The organism is Lentzea terrae, assembly GCF_003265345.1.
GTDB lineage: Bacteria > Actinomycetota > Actinomycetes > Mycobacteriales > Pseudonocardiaceae > Lentzea > Lentzea terrae.
In genome coordinates, this window is sequence record NZ_QFWW01000020.1 from 563,538 (window position 1) to 575,774 (window position 12,237).

Below are 12,237 nucleotides of genomic sequence, written 5' to 3' on the forward strand. Positions count from 1 at the left end.
CAACGAGATCCTGCTGGTGACGACTCTGATCGCACGCGATGACGTCCTATTGACGTGCCGTTGACGCCAGCACGTCAAGCACCCTCATCGCTCGCTTCTGCCCCAGCTCGTCACCCGCCTCGCGCGCCGACTCCAGCGCCTTGACAACGTGCTGACCAGCGGATTCCCGCTCCTCCAAGGCCAGCTCGACCTCGGCGAGCGCGACCAGCGCCTGCGTCTCCCGCAACCGGAAACCGGTGCTTTCCGCGAGTGCCAGCGCCTGCCGGGCGAACGCCAGCGCGTCATCGGCGGCGCCGAGCACGCGCAGATCGGCGCTCAGCCCGATCAGCGCGGTGATCTCGCCCTGCCGGTAGCCGGCGTTGCGGCTGAGGGTCAGCGCGGTGGTGTGCTTGGTCCGGGCGTCAGCCGGGTTGCCGCCGCGCAGCTCGATGGACGCGAGGGTGTTCAGCGCGTCCGCCTCGTAGCGCAGGTTCCTGGTCTCCTGGGCCAGCGCCAGTGCCTGGCGGCAGTGCTCGACGGCCTGGTCGAGGTCGCCGGCCTCGCGGTGGGTGGCGGCCAGGTTCTGCAGCACTTCGGCCTCGTCGTGCCGTGACTGCAGCCGCCGGTAGACGGCGAGCGCGGCACGGTGGTGGCCGAACGCCTCGTCGATGCGGCCTTTGCGCAGGCACACGCCGCCCAGGTTGTTGCGGGCGGTCGCCTCGGTGTGCGTGAGCCCCCACCTGGCGGTCAGCTCCAGCGCCTCGGCCAGATGGGTCTCCGCGAGGTCCAGCTCGGCGCTCTCCAGGTGCATCGCCCCCAGGTTGACCAGCGCGGCTGCCTCGATGTGGGGCTCGCCGAGCTCCCTGGCCACCTCCAGCGCCCGCGTGGAGTGGTCGACGGCCTGCTTCAGGTCGCCCAGCTCGAGGTGGACGATGCCGAGGTTGCTCAGCGCGACGCTCTCGCCGCGCCGTTCGCCGACGGCCTCGTGACCGTCGAGTGCCCTGGTCAGGTCCGCGATCGCGGCCGGGTAGTCGCCACGGCTCCAGTGCAGCGTGCCGCGGCTGTTGTGCAGCCAGGCGCGGACGATGTGCTCCCCCGCTCGTTCCGCCGCCAGCAGAGCGGTGGTGGTCACGGTCATCAGGTCCACGTCGAGGCGCCGGGAGTGCAGGTAACCGCGGACGGCGTCGGTCAGGTGCCAGGAGAACTCGGGCGCGACCGCGACCGCCTGCTCGATGGCGGCCACCAGGTTCGCCCGTTCCGCCTGGAACCAGGCCGCGGCCTCCTCGTCGTCGGACAGGTGCGGCACCGCCGGCGGAGTGCTCGGAGCCGGTCTCTCCAGCCTCGCCAGGGTCGGGTTGAGCAGCTTGGCCGAGACGTCCGCGGTGTGCAGGTAGTGCTCGTACAGCCGCCGCAACGCCTGCTCGCGGATCGGCGGCTCGTCCTCCTCCAGGGCGATCGTGACCGCGTACAGGCGCAGCAGGTCGTGGAACTGGTACCGGCGCGGCTCGTACTGCTGGACCAGGCTCGCCGCGGCGAGCTGCTCGACCAGCCGGGTCGCCTCGCCGAACGAGGTGTTCAGCAGCGCCGCGGCCGTCGGCACGGTGAAGTCCGCGCCCGGTGCCGGCCCGAGCAGCCGGAACAGCCGGCGCGCCTCGGGTTTGAGCGCCCGGTACGACGGCACGAACGCACCCCGCACGGCCGCCGTCTCGTCACCCTCCACCGCGAGCGCCGCGAGCCGGTCGTCCTGCCGCAGCTCGGCGACGTAGTCCGCGACATCCGCCCGCGGCCTGCCGGACAGGTTCGCCGCGGCGATGCGCAACGCCAGCGGCAGTCGCCCGCACAGCTCGGTCAGCTCCGCGCAGTCGTCCTCCTCGACCGCCGCGATCCTGGCGATCAACGCCCGCGCCTCGCGTTCGGACAGCACGTCCAGCGGGATCCGCCGGGCACCCTGCAACGCGGTCAGGCCGCGCAGCTCGCTGCGGCTCGTCACCAGCACCGCGCAGCCCGGTTCCGCCGGCAGCAGCCCGCGCACCTGGTCCGCGTCCGCGGCGTTGTCCAGCAGCATCAGCACCCGCTTGCCGGTGAGCAGGGTCTGGAAGACGACCTCCTGCTCGTCCTGCTCCAGCGGGATCTGCTCGGCGGGCAGGCCGAGCGCGCGCAGGAGGTAGCGCTGGGCCTGCGAGACGGTCATGGTCTGCTCGGTCGAGTAGCCGAGCAGGTTGACGTGCAGCACGCCGTCCGGGAACTCGGGCCGCAGCCGGTGCGCCAGGTGCACCGCGAGCGCGGACTTGCCGACCCCGGGCGGTCCGGAGAGGACGACGATCGGCGCGGCCGTGGTGTTCTTCGTGCTGAGCAGCCCGGCGGCCGCGGCGATCTGCTCGGCCCGCCCGACGAAGTCGCCGATGTCCGGGGGCACGGTCGTGCGCAGGGGCGCCCTGGCCGGTGCCTGTTGGGCAGGAATGGCCAGCGAGGGGTCGTCGCGCAGGATCGCCTCGTGCAGCCGCCGCAGTTGCTCACCTGGCCGGAGCCCGAGATCCTCGGCGAGCAGCACGTCGAGGTCGCGGTAGACCTGCAACGCGTCCGCCTGCCTGCTGCACCGGTACAACGCCAGCATGAGGTCGGCCCAGAACCGCTCCCGGAACGGGTGCTCGCTGGTCAGCGTGCGCAGCTCGCCGATCACCTCGCCGTGTGCCCCCAGCTCCAGGTCGGCCTGGATGCGCAGCTCCAGCGCCACGAGCCGCTGTTCCTCCAGCGCGGGCACGGCGTCGCGGTGCAACGCGTCCGACGGCACGTCCGCGAGCGCCGGCCCCCGCCACAACCCGAGTGCCCGGTGCAGCAACGCCGACCGCTCGCGCGCCTCGCCGGTGCGCCGCGCCTGCGCGACGAGCCCGGCGAACCGCACGTGGTCGACCAGGGCCGGGTCGGCGTTCAGCAGGTAGCCGCCGTGCCTGGTGACCACGGCCTGCGGATCGCCGAGCGCCTGCCGCAACCGCATCACGTACGCCTGGCAGGTGCTCCGGGCGCCGGTCGGCGGGTCGTCGTTCCACAGGCTGGTGACCAGCTGGTCCACCGACACGACCTCGCCTGCCTGCAGCACCAGCGTCGCCAGCACGATCCGGTGCTTCGCCGCCGACAGCGTCAGCGGGACGCCCTCGCGGCGCACTTCCAGCGGCCCCAGGGTGCCGAACGCCCACTCGTCCATCCCAAGTCCTTCCCCCAGGACTCAGGATATTGCTGAACACGGCGAGCTCGGTCAACCGCTCCCGCCGTGCTCCAGGCGACCAGGCGATCCCGACCGGGTGACGTACAGGGGCTGTCGTCCAAAGTGGACGACAGCCGGTAGCCGTTCGGTCTCGGTCAGCAGGCCGATGTCATCTCGCCGGCGAAGCTGCCGTCGGCAGCTTCGCCTGCCCGCCCTGCGCCTGTTCGCCGATGACCGACATGGCCTGCTTCACGATCTTGAGCACTGCCTGCGCGCCCTCGACGAGCTTGATCAGGTTCTCGCCACTGGCCAGCAGCTCGCCCAGCTTCGCCGCGATCTGCGTGCCGCACTCGACGGCGATCTGCACGCACTGCGGGATCGCCACGGCGATGCTCTGCCCGAACGTCGCCGGTGCCGCGGCGATCGCCTGGGTCATGATCGGCACGATCTTGCCGACCGCCTCGGTGATCAGCCGGGTGACCTCGGCGACGACCTGTGCCACCACCTGGCCCGCCTTGATCAGCGCCGACGCGTTGGTCAGCGCGGTCTCCGCGACGGACAGCACGCCGTCGACGAGTTCCTTGCCGGTCTTGGCGTAGTCCTCGGCGCTCTGGCCGGACCAGTCACTGGTCTCGCTGCTCGCCTTGCCCTGGTAGTCCTGGGCGAGCGCGGTCGCGGCCTGGCCGGCCTTCTCGAACTCGCCCGCGCCCTGCTGGACGCCGTCCGGGTTGCCCTTGAGCTGGTTCAGCGGCTCTTCCAGGAACGAGATCATCGGCGTGAGGAAGCCGACGCCCGCACTGTCCAAGGCCTGCAACGGTTTCCCGTTCGAGCCCAACTCTCCGATGTCGGCCTTGGGAGTGGCGGCGAGGTCCCGCGACAACCACTCGTCGCCTGCGATGGCGTTCGTGGTGGTGCGGAGCTCGTTGAGCAGCGCGTTGATCGTGCCCGCGTCGGTCGTCGTGGTCATCGGCCGGCTCCAACCACCGCGGCGGCGTTGTCGTCATCGGTGCGCTGGTACAGGTCAGCCGTCCGCCGCATGCCTTCGCCCACCTTGTCCATTGTGGACGCGACGTGCGCGAAGGCGTTGAGGGTCTCCCCCATCGCGCTGCTCAGGCCGCCCGTGAGGAACTGGGCGAACGAGCCGAGCGAGCCCTGGCCGAGCTGGTCGGGCAGTTGGGTGCCCGTGGCGGACAGCTGGTCGGCGTATCCGGAGAGCGTTGCGGCGTGCTTGCGCAGCTGCTCGTGGTCGGCGGTGAACGTCATCGCACGGCCTCCGGCATGTGCGAGGTGATCTGGTGCAACGCGTCGCTTTCGCCGAGGTAGTTCGCCATCACCTCGGCCATGCGCGCGCTCGCGAGCCGTTGTGCTTCCCGTGCGGTGCTGACGATCAGCACCGCGAGCGTGTCGACGTCGAGCTTGCGTGCCGCCGGCGTCAACGCGACATCGCCGAGCACACCGCCCGCGTTGACCGTCACGGTGACCTCACCGCGTGGCGAGGTCGCGCTCGCCCCGACCTCGGCGAGGCTCGCGCTGGCACTTCGAGCGCTGTACGCCACCCGCTCCAGGCGTTCCTGGTAGTCCGCCAGCCACTGCGCTGGATCCACTTCTCCCCCTCTTCTAGGCTCGCGCCGTTGCGGCGAGCTCACCAATCGCGCGAACCAGGTCGTTGTGCCGCATGGGGTTCACGCTGACCCAGCCGTCACTGCTCACGTCGACCCTGACCCGGCCGCCCGCACTGTCCAACCAGGACACTTCCCGCCGTTCGCCGCCCCTGATCACCCCGGCCTGGCCCTGTCCGGTGACCTCCAGGTCGTGCGCCACGCCGGGCGGCAGCGTCAGCGGCATGATCTGCGCGGCCTTCAGCTGAGGCACCAGCTGCACGAGCTCGTCGGCCAGCGCCTCGGCCTCGACGTGCGTCACCCGGACCGTGCTGTCGGACTGCGTGCACACCAGTGCGTCGTTGCCGTAGACCATTGCCACGGCGCCAGTTCCAGGCACGACGAGGTCCACCACGGCGGTGTGCTCGTGCAGTGCCGTGACGAGTTCTTGTGCCATGCCGACCGGTCCGTGCGCTTCGGCCAGTCCGCGCGCCTGCAGCCCGTGCCCCGCCTCGGCGAGGAGGTGCGCGCGTTCGCTCGCCCGCGTGCCGAACGACGGCACCCGCAACGGGAACGGCCAGCGCACCCCGGCGTGCGTGGCGAGCAGGTCCATCTCCACCAGGTCGAAGGCGATCACCGGACCGCCTTGCGCGCCTGCTCGGCGTCGGTCTGGGTGTAGGTGGCCTTGATGTCCGCGAGCATCTGCTGGAACGCTCGCACCTCGCGTTCGGCTTCTTTGACCTCGTCCGCCAGTCCCGACCCGGCTGCCTTGAGCCGTTTCGACAGGTCCTGGGCGGGCGGCGCGGTGCCGAGCAACGGCTGCCGCTCGGCCAACCTGCTCGCGGTGGTCACCAGGTCGCCGGTCAGCTCGGCGAGCCTGGTCAGGGTCTTGATCCGGTCCTGCAGCTGGTCCGGTGCGACCTCGTAGCCGGTCACTGCTCCTCCCCGATGACTGCGGGCGACACCCGGTCGTCCACCACGAACAGGCCGTGGTCGAGAGTGGGCATCTGGTTCTCGTGCTCCTGGTCTTCGTCCTTGCGCGCGCCGCCCGCTCCCGGCGCCATCCCCGCGCCTTGTGCCGCCGACCGCGGTTCAGCGATCGATGCGCCGGTCACGAGCGGGGCGAAGGCCGGCCCGGTCATGACGCCGGTGCGCATGCCAGGAGTCAGCTGCTGACTGACCGGGGTGGCGGCACCGATGACCGCGCCGCGAGCCGCTCCTGACCCACCAACCAGCCGCTGCCACGGCACGCCGCCTGAACTGGGCGTCTTCACCGGCGGGGCGGCCACGCGGGCTGGTGGTGGGGCCGCCTGCGGGATGGTGCCGCGGGCGTCGTCGATCAGGCGGCCGCTGCCGTTGAGCCTCGACTCGTAGGTCTGCATGGCTCGGACGGCGTCGGCTTTCTGCTGGTCAGCCGCAGCGGCGCCGAAGTAGAAGTAGAAACCCGGCTGGGTCGGAGCACTCGGCAGCGCCATGGGAGCCGGTGCGCTCGGCAACGCGAACGGCGCTGCCGGCATTTGCGGAGCCGTGGGCAAGCCCGCGAACGCCGGCATCGTCGTCCCGTCCGGCGCCGGCATCGCAGCCCGCGCCGCCGCCAGCGCGTCCGCCGCGTCCTGCGCCGCCTTCTGCCCCGCCGCCGAGAACTCGCTGATCTTCTCGACCCGCTCGGCCAGCTTCGCGAGCCGAGCCGCGGCCTCCTCCGCCGCCGCGCCGTGCCACCCCTCGAGCAACGCGGCCCGTTGTTCCCGCAACACCTCAGCGTGCGTGTCCAGCGCCGCGCGGTGGCGCGTCCACCCCTCGGCGACCGTGCTCACGTCCGCGACGTCTGCGTCCTGCCACAGCATCCGGTGCAGCTCTTCATGGCTGTACGCCTCCCAGTTGATCCCGTCCACGCCGAAAACGATCACGGCTGGGCCGAACGAGAGGCCAGGCCAGACGACCGGCCACTTATGGCCGGTCGGTCTGATCAGCGCAAACGCGCGAAGTATTCCTGCAACCGGGCGTGCCGGAATTGATAGACGGCCCCGGCCCGCCTGAGCACGCCACGGCGGTACGCGTCGTCCAGGAACGCCGACAGACGCCACGGCAGCCGTCCGGTCAACGGCAGCCACACCCGTGCGAACACGACCCACTGCCCCCACGCGGTCAGGCTCAGCACGTACGCCAGCCCGCCCCCGATGCCGCCGACGAGCCCGAGCGCCAACGCCGTCGTCGGACTCCACACGACCTCGAACCGCAACGCCGTCAGCCCGCCCGCGACGACCCCGGTGGCCGCCGCGACGAACACCGCGAACACCGGCACGAAGAACGCCACCAGCTCGATCACGTGCCGGCGGTTGGCCTCGAGCAGGTCGACCGGGCTGCCCGCCGACCGCACGTCGAGCGGTGCCTCCAGCGCCGCCACCAGCCCGAAGACCAGCGCGGCGCCGAACCCGAACACCAGCCCGAACACCCCGACGTCGACCAGCACGCCCGCCGTCATCTCAAACCCAGGCGTGACCACCCAGAACGCCGCCGCCCGCGCCACCCCGTACGCGGCACCGACCCCTCCGCCGAACGCGAGCCCGAGCAGTCCCCGCGACCACACCTTCGCGTCGATCCGCCCTCTCAGCCGGATCCGCGTGCGCACAGGTTCGAGCGGCGCACCCCTCACGACGTACGAGTTCGCGAGCCCAAAGAACAACCCGGTGACAAGGCCGATCATCACCGCGAACAACAACCCTCTGACCGTCAGCGCCCCCACGACGAACGCCTCGACCACGAAGTCCGCGAGCCCGACCGCGGTCCCGACGGCGAGCCCGGTCACCTTCGCCGAGGTGCCGAACCGCCACCACGCCACGTCGTGCGTGCCGAGCCTGGTCAGGTGCTCGGCGAGGTAGCCGAGCCACGGCTGCACGCGCTCGGCCTCGGCCCCGTACACCGCGGGCACGAAGCTGCCGAGCAGATGCCGTTCGATCGCATCGGCTTCGTGGAACCGCAACAGCTCGGCGGGGTCGTGGTCCGGTGTGTCGCTGTAGATCCTCCGGGCAAGCGCGACCATCAACGGCGTCGTGAGCACCTTCGCGAGCGCACCGCCGTTGCGGATCTCGTCGAGCACGGGCGTCCACACGTTCTTGCGCGTGGTGCGCGGTAAATAGTCCGCGAGGTCGTCGACCGTCAGGTCCTGCAGCACCACCGCAGCAGCAGACGTCAACACGTCCGTGCCCTCTACTGCGTCCCGGTACTCGTCCACTCGGCTCGTGAGCAGCAACGGCAGAGTGGTGGTGTTCAACGCGTTGAGCGCCGGCCGGTGCAGCCCGGCCGCGATCTCGTCGAACCCGTCCAGCACCGGCAACACCCGCTGCGCGTCCACCAACGCCGACGCCAACGTCCCGCCGCTGGGCCCCGGCGCCACGAGGAACGGGTGGTCTCTGATCAGCTGCTCGGCCATCCAGTCGCGCAGCCCGATCCGTTCCGGATGCCACGACCCGAGCCCGAAGATCACCGGCACCGGGCCCTGGTCCTTGACCAGGTCGAGCACGAACCGCGTGGTCAGCACCGTCTTGCCGGACCCCGCTCGCCCGAGCACGACGAGGCGGCGTGACCCGACCTTGCGGTAGACCTCGACGACCTGGTCGAGCCGGTTCGCGAGGTCGACCTCACCGCCGATGTTGCGCCAGCTGTCCTGCAGGTCCGCGGGCGCGCCCTCCCACCGCACCGGCAACGGCACGGGGTCGTGGATCTGCCGTTGCTCCTCCTCGCGCCGCCACCGGGCCTCGACGGCGACTTTCAACGTCTCCGCGGCCTCGGCCAGCGGGTCGAATCGAAGAGTTTCCACTTGGGCGGGCTCGTCGCGTCCGGCAGCGGCGAACAACTCAGCGCGTTCGGCCCCGGTCAGCTCCAGCGCGTCGGCCAACGACCGCACGGTGCCCATACGTGGATCGGTGCGCTCGCCCGTCTCCAGCCCGCGCACGGTCCTGATGCCCACAGCCGCGCGCTGGGCGAGCGCTTCCTGGCTCAGTCCCGCCCGCTGCCGCCACTGCCGCAACAGCACGCCGAACTGACCCACCACGCCCCCTTCGTTGATCCACACCTTAGCTGGCACCGACCGTGGCCTGAGGGGAAGATCGAAAGGGTGCTGACCCAGTGGCTCCACACCGTCCCACCGCTACTGGTCTACGTCGTCGTTGGCCTGGTCGTCGGCCTCGAAAGCATGGGAATCCCGTTGCCGGGCGAGATAGTCCTGGTCGCCGCAGCACTCATGGCCTCACACCACGACGGCGTCTCCCCGCTGATCGTCGGTGCCGCGGCCTCGGCGGGCGCGATCATCGGCGACAGCGTCGGGTACGCGCTGGGCAAGCGGTTCGGCCCGCGCATGTTCTCCTGGGCGGGCGACAAGTTCCCCAAGCACTTCAGCGCGGACCGGATCGGCCGCGCCCAGGCGCTGTTCACCCGCTACGGCGCCTGGGCGGTGTTCTTCGGCCGGTTCGTGGCGTTGCTGCGGATCCTGTCCGGACCGCTCGCCGCCACGATGGGCATGCACTACGGGAAGTTCCTGCTGGCCAACGCGGCTGGCGGCATCGCGTGGGCCGGTGGCACGACGGCGGCGGTCTACTTCGTCGGCGAGGCGGCCGAGCACTACCTCGCCGAGTTCTCCTGGATCGCGCTGCTCGTCGTGCTGCTCGCGGTGATCGGGTTCAGCGTCCGAGCCCGGCTCCGCCGTTCACCCCGATGACCTGCGCCGTGATGTGCCCGGCCTCCGGTGAGGTCAGGAACGCCACCGCGGCCGCGACGTCCGCCGGTGTGCCGGCGCGCCCGTTCGCCGGGTTGCCGACGAGCTTCTTGCGCCGCTCCTCTGACAGAGTGCCGCCGAAGAACTCGGTGTCCTCGATGACACCGGGCGAGACCACGTTGACGGTGATCCCGCGGCCGCCCAGCGCGAACGCCAGATCAGCCGTCCACGCCTCGACCGCCGCCTTCGCCGCGCCGTAGGCACCCGAGCCGCGCCGGCCCGCGATCGAACCGAGCGTCACCACCCGCGCGTTGTCCGCCAGTCGCGGCTCCAGTGCCGTCGTGACGAGGACCGCGCTGATCACGTTGGACTCGTAGTTCGCGAACCAGAGGTTCCGCACGTCCGCCAGGTTCTCCGGCGCGGGCAGTCGCCGCGTCATGTTGCCGCCCGCGTTGTTCACGAGCACGTCCACAGAGGACGGCAGATCGCTGAGCGCCGCCTCCACCGCGTCCGGATCGGCCGCGTCGAACACCACCGCCCGCGCGCCGATCTCCTCCGCCGCCGCCTTGAGGACGTCCTCCCGGCGCCCCGTGACCACCACGTCGAGGCCCTGCTCCACGAGCCTGGCCGCCACCGCCTTGCCGATGCCCGTGCCGCCGCCGGTCACCACTGCTGTTCGCGTCATGCGATCTTTGATAACAGCCGAATACCCGCAGGTCGATCGGCCTGTCAGCCGATACCGGTTCACGTCTGTGACTAGGCTGTTCACACCACCGCACTGGGGAGAAAAACCAATGGCAACACACGTACTAGAGACCAATCAGGCAGCCATCACGTACGACGTCGAGGGCGAGGGCCGCCCGTTGATGATGATCGGCCAGCCCATGGACGCGAGCGGCTTCACCGCCCTCAGAGCACAGTTCCCGGACCGCAAGGTGATCACCTACGACCCGCGCGGCCTCGGTCGCAGCACGCGTTCGGACGGCCGCACCGACAACACGCCGGAAACGCAGGCCGCGGACGTGCACGCGGTCATCCAGGCGGTCGGCGGGCCGGTCGACCTGTTCGCGTCCAGCGGCGGCGCGGTCACGGCGCTGGAGCTCGTCGCGAGCTACCCGGACGACGTGGTCACGCTCGTCGCGCACGAGCCGCCGATCATCGACGTGCTGCCCGACGCGGCGGCCGCCCGGCGCGCGCGCAACGGGTTCATGGACGCGTACCAGGCCAAGGGCTGGGGCGCGGGCATGGCCGCGTTCATGCAGATGAGCTCGTGGCAGGGCGAGTACACCGACGAGTACTTCGCCCTGCCCGCACCGGATCCCGCGCAGTTCGGCATGCCGGCCGAGGACGACGGCAAGCGCGACGACCCGTTGCTCGGCACCTCCTCGCTCGCCATCACCGACTACTACCCGCGGGTCGACGCCCTGCGCGCGGCCTCCACGCGGGTCGTGCTCGCCGTCGGTGAGGAGACGGGCAACGCGTTCACCGCGCGCACGGCGGTCCACACCGCGAAGCTGCTCGGCCAGGAAGCCGTCGTGTTCCCGAGCCACCACGGCGGGTTCATGGGCGGCGAGTTCGGGTGGGCGGGCAAGCCGGAGGAGTTCGGCGTCAAGCTGCGCGAAGTGCTCGGCTGAGGATCACGTCGGCGGCGCGCACAGCACCGCCACCCGCGTCGATGGCGGCACGCATCCGGTCGAGGTTGGACCGGATCGTGTCGCTGGACGCGACCCGTTCGACCGCCGCACGCAACTCGGTGTGGTCGTCGACCCGTTCGCCCAGCCCGAGCTCGGCCACGCGGTCGGCGTTGGCGGACTGCTCCGGCGTCTGCGGCACGATCACCAGCGGCACGCCCTGGTGCAGGGCCTCCATCGTGGAGTTCATCCCGCCGTGGCTGATGAACACGTTGGCGTGCTTCAACACCGCGGGCTGCGGGAACCACGTCCGCACGTCGAAGTTCGCCGGAGCCTCGACGTCACGCGCGTTCATCGCCACGTGCCAGGTGCCGTCAGCGAACTGGTCGATGCACGCCCGGTAGAAAGCGGCGTCGCTCAGCACCGAGCCGAGCGAGACGTACAGCAGCGGCAGGTCGGTCCGGCGCGGCGACCACTCCTGCGCGAGCCTGCTCCCGAGCACCGGGCCGACGAAGTGGAACGTCTCGTCGAAGGTCTCGCCGTACGGCTGGAACTCCCGTGGCAGGAACACCACGCTGCACTCCTCCGGTGCCTCGACCGTGCTCCACGGATCGAGCTCCACGCCGTGTTCCGCCGCGAACCGTGCGGTGTCGTCGGTGAGATACCGGTCCAGGTCGACGTCCATCACCTTGTGGTGCTCGTTGGACGCGGTGTGCGGCATGGTGCGCACGGCCGGGATGCCGTACTTGCGCGCTACCAGCCGCGCGGGCCAGTTCGTCGCGTCGTAGCAGATCAGGTCGGGCCGGACGGTCTGGCAGCGGTCGAGCAGCACGGGGTAGGTCGCGCTCATCGCCTTGAAGTAGTGCTGGAACCACTCGTCGATCGGGTTGGGGCTGGTCGGCCGGAAGTCCGGCAGGGCGGGCAGTTCGACCCACCGCGCACCCGCCGCGATCACTGCTTCCGCGTGTTCGGCGCCGGTCGCGTAGTCGACCTCGGCGCCGCGCCGGACGAGTTCCTCGACCACCGCGAGAGTCGGTGTGACATGGCCATGTCCTGCGAGCGTGACGAAGAGAATCCCCATTTCCCCGATCTTGCCGAACAGGGTCAACCGCATTT

The 12,237-nt window shown here is 70.9% G+C and carries 12 protein-coding genes; 2 read left to right on the forward strand and 10 right to left on the reverse strand.

Annotated elements, in window-relative coordinates:
* Window positions 1-46 precede the first annotated feature (46 nt).
* The 8 genes from DI276_RS24520 to DI276_RS24555 all read right to left on the reverse strand — a co-directional run bounded on the left by DI276_RS24520 (window position 47) and on the right by DI276_RS24555 (window position 8,827).
* Window positions 47-3,181, reverse strand: coding sequence for an AfsR/SARP family transcriptional regulator (locus DI276_RS24520; RefSeq protein WP_112267194.1), 3,135 nt, complete (start codon window positions 3,179-3,181; stop codon window positions 47-49).
* Window positions 3,182-3,350: 169 nt separating this feature from the next.
* On the reverse strand, window positions 3,351-4,148 hold the full coding sequence (locus DI276_RS24525) for a hypothetical protein (RefSeq protein WP_112267196.1): 798 nt from the start codon (window positions 4,146-4,148) through the stop codon (window positions 3,351-3,353).
* Window positions 4,145-4,444, reverse strand: coding sequence for a type VII secretion target (locus DI276_RS24530; protein ID WP_112267198.1), 300 nt, complete (start codon window positions 4,442-4,444; stop codon window positions 4,145-4,147). Before DI276_RS24530 ends, DI276_RS24525 begins: the two co-directional genes overlap by 4 nt.
* Complete coding sequence (locus DI276_RS24535) at window positions 4,441-4,785, reverse strand: YbaB/EbfC family nucleoid-associated protein (protein ID WP_112267200.1); 345 nt, start codon at window positions 4,783-4,785, stop codon at window positions 4,441-4,443. Before DI276_RS24535 ends, DI276_RS24530 begins: the two co-directional genes overlap by 4 nt.
* Window positions 4,786-4,798: 13 nt before the next feature.
* Window positions 4,799-5,416: an ESX secretion-associated protein EspG gene (locus DI276_RS24540; RefSeq protein ID WP_232836875.1), complete on the reverse strand. Its 618-nt coding sequence runs from the start codon at window positions 5,414-5,416 to the stop codon at window positions 4,799-4,801.
* A complete protein-coding gene (locus DI276_RS24545) occupies window positions 5,413-5,715 on the reverse strand; it encodes a hypothetical protein (RefSeq protein WP_112267202.1) in 303 nt (100 codons plus the stop codon). The genes DI276_RS24540 and DI276_RS24545 overlap by 4 nt, the downstream gene beginning before the upstream one ends.
* On the reverse strand, window positions 5,712-6,671 hold the full coding sequence (locus DI276_RS50180) for a hypothetical protein (protein WP_157984908.1): 960 nt from the start codon (window positions 6,669-6,671) through the stop codon (window positions 5,712-5,714). Before DI276_RS50180 ends, DI276_RS24545 begins: the two co-directional genes overlap by 4 nt.
* A gap of 74 nt (window positions 6,672-6,745) precedes the next feature.
* Window positions 6,746-8,827 (reverse strand): XRE family transcriptional regulator, encoded by a 2,082-nt coding sequence (locus DI276_RS24555; RefSeq protein ID WP_332874708.1) that lies wholly within the window; start codon window positions 8,825-8,827, stop codon window positions 6,746-6,748.
* Between the two features lie 66 nt (window positions 8,828-8,893).
* On the opposite strand from DI276_RS24555, the gene DI276_RS24560 reads away from it, so the two are divergent.
* Window positions 8,894-9,493 (forward strand): DedA family protein, encoded by a 600-nt coding sequence (locus tag DI276_RS24560; protein WP_232836876.1) that lies wholly within the window; start codon window positions 8,894-8,896, stop codon window positions 9,491-9,493.
* Here DI276_RS24560 and DI276_RS24565 read toward each other — a convergent pair.
* Window positions 9,456-10,175, reverse strand: a complete 720-nt coding sequence (locus tag DI276_RS24565; RefSeq protein ID WP_112267204.1) for an SDR family NAD(P)-dependent oxidoreductase — start codon at window positions 10,173-10,175, stop codon at window positions 9,456-9,458. The two genes, DI276_RS24560 and DI276_RS24565, sit on opposite strands and share 38 nt — an antisense overlap.
* A gap of 109 nt (window positions 10,176-10,284) precedes the next feature.
* On the opposite strand from DI276_RS24565, the gene DI276_RS24570 reads away from it, so the two are divergent.
* Window positions 10,285-11,124: an alpha/beta fold hydrolase gene (locus DI276_RS24570; protein WP_112267206.1), complete on the forward strand. Its 840-nt coding sequence runs from the start codon at window positions 10,285-10,287 to the stop codon at window positions 11,122-11,124.
* Here DI276_RS24570 and DI276_RS24575 read toward each other — a convergent pair.
* Entirely contained in the window at window positions 11,099-12,235 is a 1,137-nt protein-coding gene (locus DI276_RS24575; RefSeq protein ID WP_198680861.1) for a macrolide family glycosyltransferase, read from the reverse strand. The two genes, DI276_RS24570 and DI276_RS24575, sit on opposite strands and share 26 nt — an antisense overlap.
* Window positions 12,236-12,237 lie beyond the last annotated feature (2 nt).